The sequence below is a fragment of the Paraburkholderia sp. GW821-FHT02A12 genome, assembly GCF_059422005.1.
Genome location: NZ_JBWKWA010000002.1, coordinates 1,851,151 through 1,870,684, shown reverse-complemented (window position 1 = coordinate 1,870,684; position 19,534 = coordinate 1,851,151). Strand labels below are relative to the sequence as shown.

At 60.4% G+C, this 19,534-nt stretch carries 15 protein-coding genes and 1 pseudogene; 11 read left to right on the top strand and 5 right to left on the bottom strand.

Going from position 1 to position 19,534, the window contains the following annotated elements; genetic code table 11:
* Positions 1–121 precede the first annotated feature (121 nt).
* On the top strand, positions 122–1,306 hold the full coding sequence (locus tag AC07WT_RS29810) for an aminotransferase-like domain-containing protein (RefSeq protein WP_494949732.1): 1,185 nt from the start codon (positions 122–124) through the stop codon (positions 1,304–1,306).
* 745 nt (positions 1,307–2,051) lie between these two features.
* Here the strand turns inward: AC07WT_RS29810 and AC07WT_RS29805 are convergent.
* The gene (locus tag AC07WT_RS29805; RefSeq protein ID WP_494949731.1) at positions 2,052–2,381 is read right to left on the bottom strand and encodes a hypothetical protein; all 330 of its coding nucleotides are present in this window, start codon (positions 2,379–2,381) and stop codon (positions 2,052–2,054) included.
* Between the two features lie 215 nt (positions 2,382–2,596).
* Here AC07WT_RS29805 and istA point away from each other — a divergent pair, with 215 nt between their 5' ends.
* The 8 genes from istA (at position 2,597) to AC07WT_RS29765 (ending at position 11,129) form a co-directional block, all read left to right on the top strand.
* Positions 2,597–3,586 carry an IS21 family transposase gene (gene istA, locus AC07WT_RS29800; protein ID WP_494949730.1) on the top strand — a complete coding sequence of 330 codons (990 nt, stop codon included), beginning with the start codon at positions 2,597–2,599 and terminating at the stop codon, positions 3,584–3,586.
* Positions 3,587–3,654: 68 nt separating this feature from the next.
* On the top strand, positions 3,655–5,112 hold the full coding sequence (locus AC07WT_RS29795) for a site-specific integrase (RefSeq protein ID WP_494949729.1): 1,458 nt from the start codon (positions 3,655–3,657) through the stop codon (positions 5,110–5,112).
* Positions 5,109–6,989 (top strand): integrase, encoded by a 1,881-nt coding sequence (locus tag AC07WT_RS29790; protein WP_494949728.1) that lies wholly within the window; start codon positions 5,109–5,111, stop codon positions 6,987–6,989. The genes AC07WT_RS29795 and AC07WT_RS29790 overlap by 4 nt, the downstream gene beginning before the upstream one ends.
* The gene (locus tag AC07WT_RS29785; RefSeq protein WP_494949727.1) at positions 6,986–8,869 is read left to right on the top strand and encodes an integrase; all 1,884 of its coding nucleotides are present in this window, start codon (positions 6,986–6,988) and stop codon (positions 8,867–8,869) included. Before AC07WT_RS29790 ends, AC07WT_RS29785 begins: the two co-directional genes overlap by 4 nt.
* The gene (locus tag AC07WT_RS29780) at positions 8,866–9,228 is read left to right on the top strand and encodes a hypothetical protein (protein WP_494949726.1); all 363 of its coding nucleotides are present in this window, start codon (positions 8,866–8,868) and stop codon (positions 9,226–9,228) included. Before AC07WT_RS29785 ends, AC07WT_RS29780 begins: the two co-directional genes overlap by 4 nt.
* 310 nt (positions 9,229–9,538) lie before the next feature.
* Positions 9,539–10,141 carry a Mu transposase domain-containing protein gene (locus tag AC07WT_RS29775; protein ID WP_494949725.1) on the top strand — a complete coding sequence of 201 codons (603 nt, stop codon included), beginning with the start codon at positions 9,539–9,541 and terminating at the stop codon, positions 10,139–10,141.
* Entirely contained in the window at positions 10,138–10,908 is a 771-nt protein-coding gene (gene istB / locus AC07WT_RS29770; RefSeq protein WP_494949724.1) for an IS21-like element helper ATPase IstB, read from the top strand. The genes AC07WT_RS29775 and istB overlap by 4 nt, the downstream gene beginning before the upstream one ends.
* Entirely contained in the window at positions 10,905–11,129 is a 225-nt protein-coding gene (locus AC07WT_RS29765; RefSeq protein ID WP_494949723.1) for a hypothetical protein, read from the top strand. Before istB ends, AC07WT_RS29765 begins: the two co-directional genes overlap by 4 nt.
* A 162-nt stretch (positions 11,130–11,291) precedes the next feature.
* Here AC07WT_RS29765 and AC07WT_RS29760 read toward each other — a convergent pair.
* Both AC07WT_RS29760 and AC07WT_RS29755 read right to left on the bottom strand, forming a co-directional pair.
* Positions 11,292–12,202, bottom strand: a pseudogene (locus AC07WT_RS29760) (ketopantoate reductase family protein).
* A 285-nt stretch (positions 12,203–12,487) separates the two neighbouring features.
* On the bottom strand, positions 12,488–13,972 hold the full coding sequence (locus AC07WT_RS29755; RefSeq protein ID WP_494949722.1) for an alkaline phosphatase family protein: 1,485 nt from the start codon (positions 13,970–13,972) through the stop codon (positions 12,488–12,490).
* 1,016 nt (positions 13,973–14,988) lie between these two features.
* Between AC07WT_RS29755 and AC07WT_RS29750 the strand changes: the two genes are divergently transcribed.
* Together AC07WT_RS29750 and AC07WT_RS29745 are read left to right on the top strand one after the other, a co-directional pair.
* Positions 14,989–16,119: a porin gene (locus AC07WT_RS29750; protein WP_494949721.1), complete on the top strand. Its 1,131-nt coding sequence runs from the start codon at positions 14,989–14,991 to the stop codon at positions 16,117–16,119.
* 103 nt (positions 16,120–16,222) lie between these two features.
* Entirely contained in the window at positions 16,223–16,591 is a 369-nt protein-coding gene (locus AC07WT_RS29745) for a recombinase family protein (protein ID WP_494949720.1), read from the top strand.
* Between the two features lie 415 nt (positions 16,592–17,006).
* On the opposite strand, the gene AC07WT_RS29740 is transcribed toward AC07WT_RS29745, so the two are convergent.
* Together AC07WT_RS29740 and AC07WT_RS29735 are read right to left on the bottom strand one after the other, a co-directional pair.
* The gene (locus AC07WT_RS29740; protein WP_494949719.1) at positions 17,007–17,189 is read right to left on the bottom strand and encodes a hypothetical protein; all 183 of its coding nucleotides are present in this window, start codon (positions 17,187–17,189) and stop codon (positions 17,007–17,009) included.
* A gap of 499 nt (positions 17,190–17,688) precedes the next feature.
* The gene (locus AC07WT_RS29735; protein WP_494949718.1) at positions 17,689–19,530 is read right to left on the bottom strand and encodes an ABC transporter ATP-binding protein; all 1,842 of its coding nucleotides are present in this window, start codon (positions 19,528–19,530) and stop codon (positions 17,689–17,691) included.
* Between the last annotated feature and the right edge of the window lie 4 nt (positions 19,531–19,534).

Below are 19,534 nucleotides of genomic sequence, written 5' to 3'. Positions count from 1 at the left end.
TTCCACACCGCAATTCGGCGCATGTCAGCCGTTTTTCGCGGGTCGCCACCACCAGACAGACGCATATCGAAACAGTCCGAGAAAGCGTCAAGATCATCGCAACCAACGGAGAGAAAGCTTCATGAGCAACGCAGCCCGCAGAGAAAGTATCATGAGTGACGCAACAACTATAGAGCAGAAGTTTCGAAAGACCGATCCCAGTTTGCCCGAAGGCTCCCTCAACCTGAGTGGAAATCTGCCGCCGATCGTCGCCGACGTTTTCGAAGATCGGTACAGACGCGCACTGTCCAAGGTGACCACGGAAGAGCGCCTTAGCTTCGTAGTTGGTTCCCACCAATTCATCGGATCCGAGAAAGACTGGCGTGCCGGCTCGACGTATGTCTCATTGCGACTCGGATCGCGTCCCGCCACGGACAGAATCGTTGTCACCAATGGCACGCAGAGCGCAATCGATCGTCTGCTGGATAGCGTTGTCGGCCGGGACGGCGTGCTCGCCGTCGAGGAACTGACCTACCCCGCAATCAAGCCCATCGCCGCAAGGTTGGGCATCAGGCTTTGCCCGGTACGTATCGATGAGGATGGGATTGTGCCGGATAGCTTTGCGGAAGTCTGTCAGCGCGAAAAGCCTCAGGCGTTCTACACGATGCCGACATTGCACAACCCAACAACTGCTACAACATCGCTTGAGCGCCGCAAAGCCATCGTTGATATTGCTCGATCGCACAACGTCCATTTCGTCGAAGACGATATCTACAGCCTTCTGCCCCTTGATGCGCCGCCTCCTTTCGCGGCACTGGCTCCAGAAATTTCCTGGTACATCCTCGGGACCGCAAAGGCCGTAGCTCCCGGCCTGAAAGTCGCCTACGTCGTTGCTCCGGACAATGCATCGGTTCGCCGCGTATTCTGGCCTGGCGTCAAGTCCACCTACTGGATGTCCGCCCCCCTGAACGCCGAGATCACATCCAACCTCATTCTTTCGGGGGACGTCAATGAGATCATCGACGCTGTCCGGCAAGAAATGGATACCCGCCATAAACTTGCTCGCGACCTTCTCGGCGACATTCCGGTCAAGACGAGCGCTGGGGCACTAAACCTCTGGCTGATGCTGCCCAAACCGGGGGCGCGCCTGGAAATTGCCAGGCTGGCTCAGGACAGGAAAGTATTGATCGGTACCGGCGATGCATTTGTAGTTGGCGATCGCCAGCCGCCGGAGGCACTCCGAATCGGCCTGGGAACAGCGCTAACTCAGGATCAACTTGCGAGCGGACTCGAAATCGTACGCGATGCCTATCGCAGCGTCCTGTGAAATAGCTCACCAGCCTGATTCCAGGGGTTGTCGAACGCTCTTCCATCGACGACACTCGATAGCATGGTATTAAAACAGTTCAATCCACAGGTGCAGATGCCTGAGGCTTGAAACGTATCCTGTATTGATGCCTGGGACACTGAAGGCAAGATCGTCGACTTGAACCGCGGCGCCCTTGCCTTCAGCTCGCCACGGTATCTCTTTGGCTCGCCATGCTAGTTCACACGCTCGTTGTGGATATCTCTCCGACTCGCAGAGTGGGAATCAATGCGACATACGCCGTGACACAGGTCGGGCGAGCCAGCCGAGCCAGCCGAGATAGTGGTCGAAACGCGGCGACGTATGGACGCAATGGCCGTGCGCAGCAAGAACAAGAACTAGCACAGGGCCGCCCGCAGAAAAAAACCGAATTCAGGATGGAATCTCGCAGCGCAGAGTTCGCCCGGCAGTAGCTGTGAACGGCGGTCGAAATCCGACACTAAACGGCGGCGTCAGATGGTGACGGCGTGACGCCGACTAAAAGTAAAACTCGTCGGAAATCGATTAGCGCACGGTGAGCGGGATGTTAATGGCGGGCACGACGTAAGGAGCCCGTAGGGCGACTGGAGGCGTGCCCGCCATCGGAGCGGGTACGTCGCATGGTAGAAAGGCGTTTGCCGAAGAAGAACAACAGGCGCAGCGCCGGCCCAACCGCCAAGTCGTGTCCGACGCTGCGCCTCCACATGGGATCCAGATAGCCGGCCTGTCAGCCGGCTGGAGAGCCGTGTGAGCCGTCAGTATCGCATTGCTCACGCGGCCCGTCGACCTCGTTCGACTCCTCCTCTTTGGCGTTCTGGAGGAACCGCCAATGCAGCCCACGGGCCGCCTGTACGCGTGCGCCTGTTGCCGGGCGCTGATCATCGTCTGCCGCCATTGCGATCGAGGACAGGTCTATTGCGGCCGCGACTGCTCGAAGGCTGTCCGTCGGGCGAATCAGCGGGAAGCTGGCCGCCGCTACCAGCGCACCCGGCGCGGGCGTACTGCGCATGCCGCCAGGATGCGCCGCTTTCGCGACACACGAAATAAAGTGACGCATCACGGTTCCACTGGCCCCGCCGCTGATGCTCTACTGGCTGCGACATCGACGACGTCGGCCAGTGGTGCAGTCACCACGATTGCCGATAGGCCAGCGACATCGAACGGGCATTGCCATTTCTGCTGCCGCTTATGCGAATTCGTGCGTCACGGGCCGTTACGCCGTCGGGTCTTCCATCACGTTCGTACTACTACGGATACGAAAGGACACGATCCATGACCATCAACGCTGAACTGGAAGCGCAGATCCTGCGCTTCTATCATGTGGAAAAGTGGCGCTGCGGCACCATTGCGCGCCAGCTGCATGTGCATCGCGGCACCGTGCAGCGTGTGCTTGCCCAGGCGGGCCTGCCACGGGTTGGCGCCGTGCAGCGGCCCTCGCAGATAGATCCCTATCTGCCCTTCATCCACGAGACGCTCGGGAAGTTCCCTTTACTCACCGCGAGCCGCCTGTATGCGATGGTGCGCGAACGCGGATACAAGGGCGCGCCAGATCACTTCAGGCACGTGATATCCATGCACCGGCCGCGCCCTCCAGCCGAGGCCTATCTACGCCTGCGCACGATTGCTGGGGAGCAAGGACAAGTCGATTGGGGACACTTTGGACACCTGCAGATTGGTCGTGCGCGTCGACCCCTGATGGCCTTTGTGATAGTGCTGTCATGGTCGAGGAAAATCTGGCTACGATTCTATCTCGATGCGCGCATGGACAGCTTCCTGTTCGGCCACGTAGGTGCCTTCGCGGCCTGGGGCGGACTCCCGAGGGTCCTCCTGTACGATAATTTACGAAGTGCCGTACTTGAGCGGCAGGGCGATGCGATCCGCTTCAACCCGCAACTGCTCGCATTTGCCAGCCATTACCGCTTTGAGCCGCGCCCCGTTGCCGTCGCGCGCGGCAACGAAAAAGGACGCGTCGAAAGAGCCATACGTTTTATACGCTCCAGCTTCTTTGCAGCCCGCAAGTTCACCGACCTTGATGACCTGAACGCACAGGCCGAGCAGTGGTGCGAGACCGTGGCAGCTGATCGCCGCTGCCCGGATGAGCCCGATATTACCGTACGCGAAGCCTTTGAGCGAGAGAAAAGCAGCCTGCTCGCACTGCCCGACAATCCCTATGAGTGTGACCTGCAGGAGCCGGTGACGGTCGGCAAGACGCCCTATGTGCGCTTCGACCTGAACGACTACACGGTATGCGCAAGTCAGTAACGATTTTCTGATACTCGCAGCCTGTGTTAAAGCGGACACCCGCACAAACACAGCAGAGGATCTGCACGATGACAGCAAGACGCACGACCATCCGGCAACTGCCGCTGACCGAGGTCGTTGACCGCGACACTCCCGGCGCGACGCCGGTCAGTATCACCACTCCCGAGGGCGGCACCATCTATCACACGGTCCCGCTCGCGGACCCCGACACCGGCAGGCGGCGCGACGCCCGTGCGCAGTGGATCGCAGGCACCTTCCCTCTCTTCCCTGTTGTCCGGCTCGCTGACGGCGCGCCGTGGGCTGAGGCGAACCTCTGGCTCATCGATATGATGGAGTCGAAGTCGTCGCCCAACATGCTCACGTTCGCCAGCATCGCAGACGACCTGGTGGCATTCCGTCGTTATCTGGATGACGAGGGCGTCGACTGGCTGACGTTCCCCGCCAACAAGCGGCAACGTCCAACCTACCGCTACAGCGCCTCGATCAGGCTGGCCGTGCAGGCAGGCGAACTGTCTGCGGGCGTCGCCAGGCGTCGTATGGGCGCCGTGGTGCGCTTCTATCGCTGGCTCATGAGCGAGGCAGGCTTCAGGCCCGCGAACGCGCCGTGGGTCGAATCTGGCCGTTTCATCGAGTTCAGGGACCAGAGGGGCTTCAGCAGCGCGATCGAGGTCAAGACCACCGACCTGTCGATAAGTGGTCGGCGCGCCGAAGACCCGTGGGACGATCACATTCAGGACGGCGGTCGCTTGCGCCCGCTCCCATCTTCCGAGCAGTCGGTGCTACTTGAATCGTTAGCCGCTCTCGACAACACCGAGATGACGCTCATTCATCTGTTCGCGCTGTTGACGGGCGCTCGCATCCAGACTGTACTGACCGTGCGCGCGAAACACGCAATGCGCAAGCCGGGTGAGTTTCAGGGCGACGACATCCGGCTCGCCTGCGGGCCGGGTACGGGCATCGACACGAAGGGCGATGTCAAGGGCGTCTTGCACCTGCCGCGCGGTTTCTACGAGCGGCTCTATATCTATGTGCACAGCGATCGGGCTCGCAAGCGTCGCCAACTGGCCGACGGTGTTGACGGCGGCGATCATCCCGACCAGCCGCTCTTTCTGAGCCATCGAGGTGCGTCGCTCTACGAGGATCGCGCGTCGCGCGCCCCGGTGAGCACTGGCCCGCGCGTACGCCGTCACCTCAAGACAGGACAGGCCGTACGCCAGTTCATCAGGGACGAACTTTTGCCCATGATGCGCGTGCGGCTCGATAACCCCAGGTACGAGTTCAGCTTCCACGACCTGCGCGCGACCTTCGGGCTAAACATGGTCGATGCGATGACGGCGAGCGAGACGAAGTACACCCGGGCGCTCGATCAGTTGCGGCAGTTGATGTGGCACGTACAGCCGTCTACGACCGAGCGCTACGTCGCTTACCGCGAGAATCGCAAGTTGTTCGACGCGGTGCAGGATGGCTGGGGCACGCACCTGTCGACGCTGGTCACGCGCACCCTCGACACTGCGGTGGCAGCATGAGCCGCCAGTACGAGGAAGTGCGCATGCCGCTCGCGGGGGGCACAACGCTCCTGCACCCGGAGCGGGCGCTGCTCAGGTGGGAAGGCGTCAGCAAACGTTCCGATATCGGTCAGATCTGCTATCTGACGCGTGACACGTCGAGCCCGCAGCGCACGCGACACACTTTCGACCACACAAGCTTCAGCAGCGAACGCGCCAGGATCGTACGTCTGCTGGTGACGCAGCTTTCCGGGCGTATGGCCTCTGGCACGAGGCGCCCGGAGACGATCTCCATGTATTCGCGCGTCGTGCTTGAGTTCGTCAACTGGGCCGACAGGCAGGGCTTGCATCAGACGCTTTGTGACGAGAAGGTTACGGCGGAGGCCGTTCATCGCTACTTCCGTGAGAAGCGCGAACAGGTTTCGCTGGGCAACCTGAAGCGCAATTCCGTCGGCACCAAGCAGCGTTATCTGTTGTCGATGCTACGTGAGTTATTCCGAAACGACGACTTCTGCGCCGATGAGAGGGTGCTACGTCGTCAACTGGATGCTTCTGTGCCGACGGCTGTGCCTGACGCCGGTGCACAAGCCGCCCTGCTCGCGTGGGCTGACGCGCTCTTTAGCAGCATCAGCATGCTGGTGCTCGACTTCGAGCCGTACCCGGTGCGCGTGACCACGGCGCGAGGTGAGAGTCTTTGCCTTGTTCCCTACAGACACCATCGTCGCGAAGGCGACGGCTCGCACAGCCTGGCTGGCTGGAATCTGGAAACGGGAGAGCCGCGCACCCGGGAAGAACTCACGATGCACATGGCTGAGGCTGGCGCTAAAAACCCTTTTAAGCGTTCGGGGGACATCGCCACGCGTGCGGCTAAACATCTTGCGGCGGCGAACAAGGACGCACAGTCATCGATCCGTCGCTCACACGCTTCGATGGCGGTCCTTTGCTTTGCAACGCTGTTTCTGGCCGAAACGGGCGTCAACCGCGCACAACTGCTGGCCATGAAGTGGAGCCCGGAGCTTGCCGCGAGCCTGCAGGATACGTCGGTTGCACGTCAGAAGTTTCGTGAGGTCAAGTACCGTGCAGGCAGGAGGGACGTTACATTCACCGTCTCGCTGGGCTTCATGCCGAAGCTCAAGGCGTATCTGGCATTGCGCGAGTATCTGGTGCAGGACGCAGACTGCGACGCGTTGTTCATGGCAGTCGGGTGTTCTTCACAGCGACGACAGCTAGTGTGTCTCTCACCCCAGTTTCTGATTCAGCTTTATGCTCGACTCGACACGCTCGGGATCGTGCTGTCGCGCATTACCGCACGCCAATGGCGCGCGGCGAAACAGGATTGGGCGGTGAGCAACCACGGCCCTGTCGTCGCCGCCAGGCTGATGGGGCACTCGGTGGAAACGGCGCTCCGCTCGTACTCGAACGGTACGGATGCCGCGCACAAGGCTGAGATGGGCGCGTTCCTCGCTTCGGTCGAGAAGACCGTGCTGAAGCCCGGCGACGACCCGGCGGGCAGCATCAGGAGCGCGGTGGGCGTCTGCATCGGGTTCCACAAGCCCGCACCGGTCGCGGACCTGATCAGCGTACAGCCTGACTGCCGCTCGACCGAAGGATGTCTCTTCTGCGACCAGTATCGCGTGCACGCCGACGCCACCGACATCCGCAAGCTGCTGAGCTGCCGTCACTGCGTCAGGCTCGCGAGCGGACGTGCTGACTCGATCGAGCAGTACGACAGCTCGTTCGGCGCGGTGCTGCGCCGCGTAGATTTCCTGCTGGATGAACTGCGTAAGCGCGACGCCGCGCTGTTCGATCAGATCGAGCAGCACGTTGATATCGAAGGCAATCTTGACGCTTTCTGGTCGGCGAAGCTCGACCAGCTCTACGAATTGGGAGTGGCATGAACAACACGCTATTCGCGCCGATCGCTGAGCGTCCCGACTGGTATCGGGTCGAAGACGATACGGTGGTCACGCACGACAAGGCCGGGAACGCTGTTTCGCTGTTTGGTAGCGACGCCTGGGACATCCAGGCATATACGATCGGACTGCGTCGCACCCACGTCCATTTCAGGGGGCACCTGCCTGACGGCGTGAGTCGCACCCTTTCAGAGGCGACTACGCGTCAGTGGAAGCAGGTGATGTACTTTCTGATGCACGAAGTGACCGATACGGTACCGGCGTCCGGTACGCTACAAGCTCGTTCAAATCACCTGAGGGCGTTCACGTTCTTTGCCGCCTCACGTCAGCTTACGCTCTACGAGGGCCTGTCCACTGTCGCTGTTGTTCTGGACTATGCGGCGCAAACCGGGATGGAGATGAAGGCCCAGATTCTTCATTCGATTCTGGTAAAGCTTCACAGTCTGGGCGTCCGGACCACAGGGCTGCGCGTACCACTGGCCCAACTGCACAAGCCTCTGCTCGAACGCTTCGCGCAGCGTGCTGGAAACTCACAACACCCTGTCATCCCGACGCGGATCTACCAGCACTTCCTGTCGGCCTGTGAGCATGACCTCAGCATCGCAGAGGCCGTCGCTGACATGCTGTCGGACTACCTCGCACGCAGGTACGCTGGTGAGAGGCCGGGCGTCTGTGCGGCACTGGTAAGGGTTGCTGCGCAATTCGGGTGCAAGGACTCCCCTCACGTTGCGTCGTTTCTTGTAGCGTCGATCGGCGCACTATGCCAGCTTGTCATCCTCTCGTTCACCGGCATGCGTGCGGGAGAAGCAGAGAACCTGCCGTACAACTGTCTGAGTGAGACCCGGCTGGATGGTGTGACGCACTACACCATCGAGGGCGTCACGACCAAGCTGTCGGGCGGTCGTCCCAGGCGCGCATGCTGGGTCACCAGCCCGCTCGCTGCCCGTGCCGTCAGGCTCGCGCAACGGTTGTCGGGCGAGGCGCACCGTGCGCACAGCGCGCAAGGCTACGCCGAATCGACGGACGGTTCGTACCTGCTGTTCTGCCGGATGGGTCTGCGTTTGGGGTACGTAGCAAACCGGGCAGCGAGTACCGTACATTACGACATCGAAGCCTTTCGTGAGCGCGTCTTTCCGACGATCACGGTCGAGGATATCGCTGAACTGAAGCACGTCGACATGCACCGCGCGTGGGAAGACGAGCCGAAGTACGCGCTCGGGCAGCAGTGGCCGTTCACGCGCCATCAGCTTCGCAGGACCCTGGCCCTCTACGCCCATCGGAGCGGCCTCGTGACGCTACCGACGCTCAAGCGTCAGCTGCAGCACATCACTCAAGAGATGAGCAGGTACTACGCCCGCGGCTCGGCGTTCGCGAAGGGCTTCATCGACACCGACAGGACCCACTTCGCGAAGGAATGGGCGGAGGCGCAACACCTGTCCGCGTACCTTGCGTATGCCGGGCAGGTGCTGTTCTCTGACGAGCGGCTGTTCGGCGGGCACGCAGCATGGACGCAGAGCCGTGCCGTGCAGTCCTCGCCTGTATCGGTTTACTCACGCGAGCAGACGGTGAGGATGTTCGGGAAGGGCGAGCTGGCGTACCGCGAGACGGTATTGGGGGGCTGCGTCAGCGTCGAGCCGTGCAAGTCAACGCCACTCGACTGGATGCGTCTGGATTGCCTTGAATCGAACTGCCGTAATCTCGTCGTCGTGCCGTCGAAGCTTCAGCGCGTGATAAAGGCGCAGCAGGTTACGGTCGCGAAGCTGCGCGCGGTCGATGAGACGAGCGTCGAATACCGTATCGAGGCGCAGACGCTGCAACGACTGCTCGATGCGCAGAAGAAACTGATCAAACCGGAGGCAGCATGAGCGGCGCCATGACCGACTACTATGCCGCCCTTGAGAGGCTGAAGAAACGCAAGGGTGCGCGTATCAACAACGACACCGTGGCGATCGAGGCGGGCCGCAAGAAGGGCAGCATCAAGAAGTCGCGCCCGCAGTTCACCGAACTGATCGCAGCGATCGACGCGGCCAACGTAGACGCCGGGCGCCCGAAGCTCGAACTCACCGAGCGTCTGAACCGCGCGAAGGGCGACGCGAAGGATCTGCAGGCGCAGCTCGACGAATCGCTGGCACGAGAACTCGCTCTGCTGCGTCAGGTGTTCAGCCTGCGCAAGGAACTGGTCGCGCTGCGTGGCGGTAGCGTCCTGCCCCTGCAGCCACGCTAGATCGGGGCGGGCGTCCCCCGCTCGAAACGGGCGCCTGGGTTGCTTCGCCTGCGTCGACCTCGTGCTCGCGAAGGTTCCCGTTACGGGTCGCCCAGGCATAGTCACACATCAAATTCGATCGTGGTCCTGTGACGCCGCTGAACGGGTCAAGGGCGGGCGCAGCCCGGCGCAGCGAACCCTTGACGCTCGATGGCTTGACACGCTCCAGCATGGTCGGACGCCCGGCTGTATCGGGCTTCCGACCATGCGAAACCTGCGGCGAAAGATGGACACTCCGACGGTTGTTCTGTCCACTTTTTCGGCTAACCAAATGGACATCCTGCAGACTGCCGATACCAGCATTTTCAAGCTGCAGGCTGATGTCCATTGTTTTTCTCTTGCGCATAATACGATCCCACATACGTCCGTGCGACGCACGCTCACGGTGCGGGCCAATCCACACCGGGTGCGCATTCTCGATGGCGCCGACGTCGTGGCCGAGCATGAGCGCAGTTACGATCGCGGCAAGCGGGTCGAGATCCGTGCGCACATTGATGAACTGGTCCAGCGCAAACGCGAAGCGCGCCATCATCGTGGCCTTGACCACCTCGCCCATGCCGTGCCGGTGTCACACACGTTGATGCTGCGCGCGGCCGAAGCCGGCGGCAATCTGGGCAATATCACCACGCATCTGCTGCGACTGCTCGACCGCTACGGCGCGCTCGAACTGCAGGCGGCCATCGAGGAAACGCTCGCCAGCGGCGCGGCCCCTCATCAGAACCCCGTGCGCCAGGCACTGGAGCGCCGGCGCATTGCGCGCCAGGCACCGCCGCCGGTATCGCTGAACCTGCCCGAACACATCCGCAGCAAAGACGCACTGGTCACGCCGCACCGCCTGGAAATCTACGATCAGCTCACGGGGAAAACACGATGACGACGAACACAACTGAGGTCCTGCAGGAGCGCGCCAGTGCGCTCAGACTGCACGGGTTGCTGGCCCACTGGTCCGAGGTGCACAGCGAGCCGTGGCTCGGGCCCTTGCTGCTGTGGGAAGAGGAGGAGCGCACGCGCCGCTCGCTGGAGCGGCGCATCCGTGCCGCGCGCCTTGGCAGCTTCAAGCCGCTGGCCGACTTCGAGTGGGACTGGCCCACGCGCTGTGACCGCGCCGCGGTCGAGGAACTAATGTCGCTGGAGTTCGTGAAGGAGAAGTCCAACGCCGTGTTCATTGGCCCGAACGGCGTGGGCAAATCGACACTCGCGCTGAATGTGGCGTACCAGGCGCTCATCCACGGCTACACGGCACTCTTTACGACGGCTGGCAAGATGTTGGGGGATCTGGCCGCCGCCGACAGCGATGCGGCGCTGCGCCGGCGCCTCAGATACTACGCTTCGCCCGATTTGCTCGTCGTCGACGAAGTCGGATACCTGGCCTACTCGAACCGTTACGCCGATCTGCTGTTCGAGCTGGTGAGCCGCAGATACGGAGTCGCAAGTACAGCCGTAACAACCAACAAAGGATTTAAGGATTGGTCGGAGGTGTTTCCGAACGCGGCGTGCGTCGTGTCGCTGGTCGATCGCCTCGTGCATCGTGCCGAGGTCATCGCCATCGAAGGCGAGTCGTATCGCGTCAAGGAGGCACGGGAGGCCGCCGAGCGACGCGCACGCAATCGCAATGCAGGCCGCCAGGAGAAAAAGCCATGAGCCGGCGCACGCACCTGCCATCGGGCCTGTCTTGCGGACTGGACTTCCTGATCGATGCCAACTGGTCGCCCCAGCAGGCGCTCGCCGTGTACGAGTTGCTCAACGATCTGCGCGCGCGCATCTGGATACGTTATGGCGAAGAGCTGATCGAGCTGATCCGCCAACAGCGATGGCCGCCTCCGGACATCAGCGACATCGGCGATCTCACGGAACCAATCTGAGTCGACTCTTACCGGCGGCCGGCACCGGCTGCCGTTCATTGTTGATCGATTTACTCGACCTTGCGCCGCCGTGTAGTGTCGGATTTACAAAGCCGCCAACAGTAGCCGCGCAAAGCCAGGCACGTTGTCTCTCGACGGGTGTATTTCCGGAGCCAGCTAAGGCTAGAGCGCTGCGTGCGCCTTGTCCTCGATGAGCCGCACGAGCGTCTGCAACATACGGTTTGCGGGCGTGGCCACGCCGAGCGCCGCACCGCGCTGCACGAGATAGCCGTTGAGGTGATCGATCTCGCTGCGCTTGCCGCGTGCGAGATCCTGCGCCGTGGACGAGTATTGGCCCGGCATGGTCTGCGCGATGCGTGTCACGGCGCTGTCCATGTCCGGCGGCAGCGTCACGCCGTCTGCCTGCGCGACGGCCATGCATTCGCCCACGATGTCGCGCATCGTCTCGCTCACGCCCGCACCCTTCACGAGACGTCCATAAGGCAATTGCGTGATCGCCGAAAGCGCGTTATACGCGCAGTTCACGATCACCTTCGCCCAGAGCGCGCCGCGCACATTGGGTGAGATTTCCGTTGGCACGCTCGCGTCGATGAGCGTGCGCGCAACGGCGTCGCTCGAGCGCGAAGGCTCGATCACCAGCTCGCCGCGGCCGTGATGGCGTACGTGGCCCGGCCCTGCCATCTCCGTGGCGACATAGACCACGGCGGCCGCCACGTCCTGCGGGATCACCGTGCGCAGACGCTCAGCGTTATCCGCGCCGTTCTGCAGCGTGAGCACGAGCGTGTCGGCGCCTAGATGCGGTTTGATCGCGTCGCCCGCGTTTTCGGTATCGGTCGACTTCACGCAGAACAGCACGAGGTCCGCGCCCGCGACGGCGGCGGCTTCGGTGCTGGCGTGAGATGCGGCGCGCCGATGCGCTCGTCGAACTGCTGCGCTTCGAGGCGCAGCCCGTCGCGCCTAATGGCCTCGACATGTTGGGGCCGGCCGATCAAGACCACATCGTGTCCCGCGCGCGCGAGCATGCCGCCGTAAAAGCAGCCTACTGCGCCTGCGCCCATGACGGCGACTTTCATTGCGTTTCTCCTGTGTGGCGTGCGTGCTTCGTTGCCTGTAATGTGCAGCGGAGTCCGCGAGCCACACGAGAAAGAGCGGGCTAACGCTACCGCAATTACCGGCAAGCGCCTATGACAATACTTCCCAAACGGGGGAGTAAAAACTCCTCGGCCGTTGCAAGTGACCGTTCACAGCCTCCGGATGTCTGCGTCGACTAGTATGCTTAGGGGCCTTGTCAGAAGACACTGCGGGTCTACCGAGGTGAGCGGCAGCTGTTCTAGCCGCCCCTGCGGATGCGGTAGACCTCAGTTGCTCTTCCCGTCTGCCGTGCCGCTCTCGACATACGTGACATCACCAACCCGAACGCGACGCAGCGTTTGCCGGAAACCACCGAGCCCGGCTTCGAACACCTCACTGCGCGCGTTGAAAACGGTCTTCGCCCCGAGTTTCAGGACCTCATGGAGAACGCGCCCTGTCATGGTCTTCTGTGGGCCAATTTCGAGAAGGTGCAGGATAGTCGGCGCGAAATCGCAGATACCGGACGGAACGGTGGACGAGCCCTCTGCGCCAAAAGCCGCCCCAGCCACGATACCGACGGCTGCCATCTCCTTCGGGTGCAACCCGCCATGAACGCTGCGGAGACGACTATTCTCATAAAACGTGCTGCCCACGAGGCCAAACGGATCGACCCGGTCGTCCGCGCGGAACGCAAAAGAAACGTCCGGCGCTCGCACGTGGTCAGCCAGAATCAGGTGATTGCCAAGGCTGCCGGGAGCAATCCCCTCTGTCTCGTTTTTCGAACGCGTGAAGACTGGTCCGCACCAGGATTCAGCAGTAATCGCTGCTACCAGACGGCAAACCTGGTCGTCGCTCGGGCTTGTCAGGTAGAGCGCCCCCACCTGCCCGGGAACAACGACAACATCCACATCGGGCCCCGGGGCGATACCAGATCTGAAGCCGGCTTCGCGCAGACCGTCAACCACCGACACCGCCGTATGACCAGTAATGTGGCCGTGATCTGAAACGGCAATGATCTGAACGCCAGCCGCGCGTCCCTCTCCTTCCCACCAGTCAAGCACGCGACCAAACTGGCTATCGCAATATGCGATGATGTCGCGGGTCGTCTCCGCACCAATGCCGTGGAAATGAGTGGTGACGTCCGGCTCCCCATAGGCAAGTATCGTCACGTCCGGCTGGTGTTTGGGCCATACGATTTCCAGGAACGCCGACGTAATCCACTCCTGCCCCACCTTATCGGGCTCGCCCTTCGGCGGGGCCGGTGGCAGGGGCCCAACTCGTGCCTCTACTTCCGCCAGCACCGCTTCCGGGGCACAAGCTTCTCGAAAATGACCGGATAGGCGCACATGGCCGAGATCGTCCGCCTTGTGGTGGAAAAGTCGCGCCGTACCTGGGAAGTTTGTCGACAGCACGGCAAGGCTTCGCCCCGCCGAGCCGAGAATCTCGCCAAGTGTCGGCACGGACATCAGTCGCCCTTCGCTCTCCAAGTCAAGCTCGCGTAGGAGCATTGCATCAGCCGTGTCGATGTAGCGGTGCGGTAAAGTTGAGCGGTCGACATACTTGTTACCTACCATCCCATGTTGGCCGGTCGTCGCTCCCGTAACGAGGCTTGGGAAACCTGTGCGGGTTTCGCTCGGGTAGACCGTGCGGTGGTTCGTCAATGCGGTTCCCATACACTGCAAACGATACAGGTTGGGCATTAGCTCAGGTGTAACCAGATCGGGACGCAGACCATCGAAACTCACGACAAGCACGCGCTTGTTTGTTTCCATTCTCGGACCTCTATCAACTTACTTCCAAGGACTTCGATACCACGAGGCAGTGACAGACAGGTATCGACATGTGTACTCGCACCGGCGCCGCGATCGGCGACTCGCCCGCATAGCATTGGCCGACGCGTGCCGTTCGAACTCGATGCGCCCCACTACGAAACAAAGGGATTTAGCCATCGGGGCCGGACAATTCCGGCGGTTTCCAGAATCAGATGCGACATTGGGAGGCACGCAGTTGGAGCAGAACGTTGCAGCGACCGCCAGGGCCGCCGTCGGTTCTACACATCAACGCTAGAGCGTGGATTGCCTGCTGGCTGACATTCACCTGTTGCCATCTATGCCCAGCACTCCACCGACAATCATCCTTGAATTCTCGGCGCAATCGACGACATTCCAATGACACATATCGCGAAATACGATCAGACTGACGCAAAAGACGATCCTACAATGCCCGCTTTGGTCTCACAGGGTATGGATCGAGCTGACGGACTGTCCTCCCCAATAGGTTTGCGACATGTTTGACACCAACCGCCCACGAGATTACTGAAACCCTGCAGCTATCGGCTACAACCTCCTTTGGTCTAAACCTCATGCGCCAACGAGACTGGACATTGCGAGCTGGCAAAGCTGTGAGATTTACGTCCTAAGCACTTTCTGCGCATTCTCGCGTCGCGCGGGCAGAATGAAATAATGCGTCACGCATCCACATTCCGGACCTGCCTATCGGATTTTTCGATATACGTCATTGCGCTGCCGCAGATGGTCTCCAAACTGCGATTCAGCATCGGCCGGGCCAACAGCCCTTTGCCGATGGCACATACGGGGCGGAACACGGTTTCCGACACCATGACACGCGTGAGCGAGCGTTCTGGCGCACGCTCACGATTTTGTAGACGCGCCGATTTGTGTTTTAGGTCGAAAGCGTGAGGCGGGAGGAAGGGCCTTGAAGTCGTAGGGAAAGATGACATTTCACCACATCATTTAATCAGCACTGCGAATATTATAGAAGTAAAACTATGAGAAAACTTGTCTATCCGGGCGTCTCGCTTGTACTTCTTGCCGTAGCCAGTTCCGCGCATGCACAGAGCTCTGTCACCATATACGGACTTCTCGATACTGGTCTCATGTATACCAGCAATTCCGGTGGTCACAGTAGCTACGCGCAGGCCAGTGGTATGGTCGCGGGCGACCGATGGGGCCTTCTCGGTTCGGAAGATCTCGGCAATGGTCTAAAGGCTGTATTCCGTCTCGAGAACGGCTTTAAACTGTCGAACGGCACCCTCGGTCAAAACGGCCGGATGTTTGGACGCCAGTCGGCCGTTGGACTGTCGGATCAGATGTTCGGCACAGTAACACTGGGCCGCCAGTATATGATCAATTACGTTGAACCATTGTCGCTAATATCGTTAAGCGGCCTGGCGGTGCACCCGTACGCTAACGATAACCTCAACGACGCGCTCTGGTTCAACAATTCGATCAAGTATCAAAGTGTCAAATATAACGGGTTGCAGTTTGGCGGAATGTATGCGTTCTCGAATTCGACCAACTTCGCTGACAGCCGCGCTTACAACTTTGGCGTATCTTACGAGTCAGGGGGCTTGACCGTTGCTTCCGACTATCTGCAACTGAACAACGGCGGGTCGAACACGAACGCAAATGGGACAGTCGCAGCCGGCGACTCGACGTTCAACGCAGGTCGCCAGCGCACCTTCGCCGCTGGTGCTAACTATGCTTTCGGCTCAGCTATCGCGGGGCTGGTCTTCACACAAACGCAATTAGACAACGCTACGGCGATTGGGGCTTCTGCTGCCGGCACCTCTGGCAACTTCCCGCTGACCCACGGTAGCGCACGGTTCACAAACTATGAGGTGAACGGTAGCTATAGGTTCGCCCCGACTTTCGTGCTATCGGGCAATTACGCGTATACGGACGCCCGTCTGAACGGAGTTAGCCCGAAATACCAGATGTTCACGTTGCAGGCGACGTATTTCCTGTCAAAACGTACGAGTGTCTACGCGATCGGTGCATATCAGCATGTTAGTAGCACGGGTAACGTACATATTCCCGTGCATCTCAACACTACCACCAGCAGTTCGTCGACCAGGTCTCAGGCAGTTATCGCGCTCGGGATAATTCAACGATTCTAGTCAATTACCTGACGGGGATCATTCCCGAAAATCTGCGCGGATTCCTTCGCGCGACATGCTTACACGGGCGGTCGCGTCACACCGCCTCTCCCGTATTAAATCCATGAAAATCGGATATGCACGCGTGTCAACGGATGAGCAGGATCTTGACCTCCAGATTTCGGCAGTAAGTGCGGCCGGATGCGATGCTGTGTTCCATGACCACGGCGTACCCGGTGCGGAATCCGCACGTGCGGGGCTCGACGCCGCATTGCAACAGGCGACAGAAGGAGACACCTCGGTCGTCTGGCGCCTCGACGGCCTAGGCGGTTCGCGTGGCAAGCTTGTCGAGCGGTTCAATGCACAGGGTGCCCAGTTTCAGTCGCCAACTGAGACAATCAGTACCATGTTCTCTTGCGGCACATTCATATTCCACGTGATGGGTGCGCTGGCGCAATCTGAGCGATCGTTAATCGGCGTGAGCGATCGTTAATCAGCGAGCGCACAAAGGCCGTGATCATGAAACAGCGTAAAACCGCAATTGATAGACGCGACTATCTTCTCAGACGCCTCGAAACGCAGCAGCTACGATAATGGGACATATCGTAAATATCCGCCCCAACCCGAAAACGCGTTTGGGCCTGAAAAGCGCGACGAAGCCGGGGCGCGTAGAAAACCACCTCCGGCCTAATTTCAGACAGGAAATCAAGTTCCCGAAAGGCGCGCTGCAAATCGCGATCCGAAATACTGCATACGAGTAGTATCGTTAAAGGTACGAATCACTTGGTCGTGGGTCTCTCCATGTCCACGACCTCGATCGGTTTTTGAACCGGACGCCCGTGCTTGTCTTTCGCCAAACGACGAGCGTCCCTTCGCGCAAGCCCGTAGGACTTCGTCAATAGCGATTCCTACTTTGACGAAACAACCGGAGTTTCCGCAGAAGTCTCTCTGGTCACGAACTCCCGGATGCTGTCCGCCAAGCGCTGCAAAGTCTGCAGGGACCCGTACACGCTCTTGTATTCCTCCCGGCCGATCCGCCCATCAAGCACGACCTGCATTCCACAATCGCGCGCCATCTTCTCCATGTCCATTTTCGTCTCCGTTTCGTACAGGAGGTTTCAACACCCCAATACTGTGTCGTTAGCGCTCGCATCGGATCGCCCACAGCACTTCCTCACGAGACAAGCTTATTTGCTTACGACTGGCGTGATACCTCAATATCGAGTGCTTTGCCGCTGCAAAACCGCTTCCTTGATTGATTTAGCGCATTTGTCAGGCATCAGGATCAAACGTTGCGCGGTTTTTAGCATCCCGTTAATGAAGGGCCATTCGGAACAGGAACCGGTCGCCGTCCCGCTGGCACCGACGGGCGGATTGCCGTTGTTTGCATCGATGAGCGGTCTTCGGACCGCATGCGATTTTAGCCCCGACCATGCTCTTTCTTGAGATTCTGCCCGGCAACGCACAGGCCCTCGGTACTACTGCCCTCCCGCGAGCAGGGTTCACGCCGTGAACGCCCACTTCGGTCTCATCTCGTGACGCCTCATTCGCTCGAAACGAGTTCAGCGATGTCAGCCTTCGCTGCGTGGATCACGAATGAAGCTGACCGTCCCTTGGAGAGACTCTGAGCGCCGGTTTGTACGAATCCGGGCGCGGCTCATTTACGATGTCATAAAACGACGTCCCGCTGCTATTGTGCAAGCGTGCGTAGAGCCCGCCTCGCTGCAACAAATCCTCATGCGTTCCTTGCTCTGAAATTTCTCCGCGTTGCAAAACAACGATTTTGTCGGCGTCTCGGACCGTCGCGAGGCGGTGGGCAATCACGATCATCGTCCGGCCGCGCTTCATCACCCCAAGCGCCCGCTGGATCTCGAGCTCGGTGAAACTGTCAATGTTTGCGGTCGCTTCATCGAGAATCAGGATGCGCGGATCGGCCAGCAACGTACGGGCGAAACTCAGCAACTGCCTCTGACCCGCGGAAAGATTGCGGCCGCGCTGGCCAAGCATCGTGTCGTAGCCGTGCGGCATCCGCGTGATGAACTCGTGCGCATGCACAGCTTTCGCTGCTGCTATGACATCCTCCCGCGATGCTCCGGGCAGACCATAACCGATGTTTTCCGCGATCGTTCCGGTGAACAGGAACGGCTCCTGAAGCACCATACCGATGGTGCTGCCAAGCGAGCCGAACGTCAGGTTGCGCACATCGAATCCGTCGATGTACACCGCGCCATCCCAGACGTCGTAAAAGCGCGCCACCAGCGCCGTGACGCTCGTTTTGCCGGAGCCGGTCGGACCGACCAGTGCAACCGTGGTACCGGCCTCGATGCTCAGGTTGATGCTTCGAAGCACGGGCGCCTCTTGACGATAGCCGAAGGTCACGTTGCGCAGTTCGATCGACGGCGCCTTGCCAGCGGGTAGGACATCGGCATCATCGCGTTCCCGGAGTGTCACGGGCACATCGAGCACCTCAAAGATGCGGTGACCTGCTGCCATTGCGCGCTGCATGACCGTATATTGCATCGACAGCGTGCGGATCGGATCAAAAAAGCGCTGCACGTAGAAAATGAAGGCGACCAGGACCCCGAGTGGCAGCCGCCCGCCCAGTACGGCCGTACCACCCGCGACCACTACAATAGCCATCGACAGACCGGTCAGGATGTCGACAAGCGGCACCATCAGTTGTGATGCACGCGACGAGCCAATCTGCGCATCCAGATTCTCTCGCGCGCGCACCGTAAAATGCTCAAGGTTGACCGATTCCCGGCAATTCTCCTGGACCGTACGAATCCCGTTGATGTTTTCGGCCAGGGCCGCGTTCACGTTCGAGGATGCCACGCGCGCGCGCATGAAGGCCTTTCGCGCCCACGGAATCCATATGGCCCGGATGGCCACGAGCACCGGCAGTACGAGCAGCGTAAGCAGCCCAAGCCGCCAGTCCATCGCCAGCAGCACCAGCACGATGCCGACCAGCAGGAAGAAATCGCCGATCGACGAGACGGAGGTTTCCATGAATTCCTGGAGTGCGTTGATGTCGCCTTGCAGGCGCGACATCAGCCGCCCCACGTGCGTCTGGTCCAGCAGGGACAGTGAGACGCGCTGCAGATGAGCAAACATCGCGCGGCGCAGATCGAAGATAACGCACTGTGCAAGGCGCGCCGCGGTCCATTCCTGGAAAAAGTTGAGCGCGGTATTGCTCACCGCCAGGGCCGCAAAGACCACCAGCACGGTATTGAATGACACTTCCGCGCTTCCGACGGCGCCGTCGACCGCATAGCGGACTGCAATAGGAATGCTCACCTGCACGGCGGTGTATAACGCGACGCAGGCAAGCGTGGCAAACAACATCAGGCGGTATGGTCGCATAAACTGCATCAGTCGCTGCACGACCCGGCCGTCGAAGTGGCTGAAGGCTACGTCCTGACGATCGTTCAAGCCG

Coding starts and splice junctions, on each gene's coding strand:
- AC07WT_RS29810 (WP_494949732.1), top strand. CDS start 122: ATGAGCAACGCAGCCCGCAGAGAAAGTATCATGAGTGACGCAACAACT.
- AC07WT_RS29805 (WP_494949731.1), bottom strand. CDS start 2,381: ATGCGTCACTTTATTTCGTGTGTCGCGAAAGCGGCGCATCCTGGCGGC.
- istA (WP_494949730.1), top strand. CDS start 2,597: ATGACCATCAACGCTGAACTGGAAGCGCAGATCCTGCGCTTCTATCAT.
- AC07WT_RS29795 (WP_494949729.1), top strand. CDS start 3,655: ATGACAGCAAGACGCACGACCATCCGGCAACTGCCGCTGACCGAGGTC.
- AC07WT_RS29790 (WP_494949728.1), top strand. CDS start 5,109: ATGAGCCGCCAGTACGAGGAAGTGCGCATGCCGCTCGCGGGGGGCACA.
- AC07WT_RS29785 (WP_494949727.1), top strand. CDS start 6,986: ATGAACAACACGCTATTCGCGCCGATCGCTGAGCGTCCCGACTGGTAT.
- AC07WT_RS29780 (WP_494949726.1), top strand. CDS start 8,866: ATGAGCGGCGCCATGACCGACTACTATGCCGCCCTTGAGAGGCTGAAG.
- AC07WT_RS29775 (WP_494949725.1), top strand. CDS start 9,539: ATGGACATCCTGCAGACTGCCGATACCAGCATTTTCAAGCTGCAGGCT.
- istB (WP_494949724.1), top strand. CDS start 10,138: ATGACGACGAACACAACTGAGGTCCTGCAGGAGCGCGCCAGTGCGCTC.
- AC07WT_RS29765 (WP_494949723.1), top strand. CDS start 10,905: ATGAGCCGGCGCACGCACCTGCCATCGGGCCTGTCTTGCGGACTGGAC.
- AC07WT_RS29755 (WP_494949722.1), bottom strand. CDS start 13,972: ATGGAAACAAACAAGCGCGTGCTTGTCGTGAGTTTCGATGGTCTGCGT.
- AC07WT_RS29750 (WP_494949721.1), top strand. CDS start 14,989: ATGAGAAAACTTGTCTATCCGGGCGTCTCGCTTGTACTTCTTGCCGTA.
- AC07WT_RS29745 (WP_494949720.1), top strand. CDS start 16,223: ATGAAAATCGGATATGCACGCGTGTCAACGGATGAGCAGGATCTTGAC.
- AC07WT_RS29740 (WP_494949719.1), bottom strand. CDS start 17,189: ATGGACATGGAGAAGATGGCGCGCGATTGTGGAATGCAGGTCGTGCTT.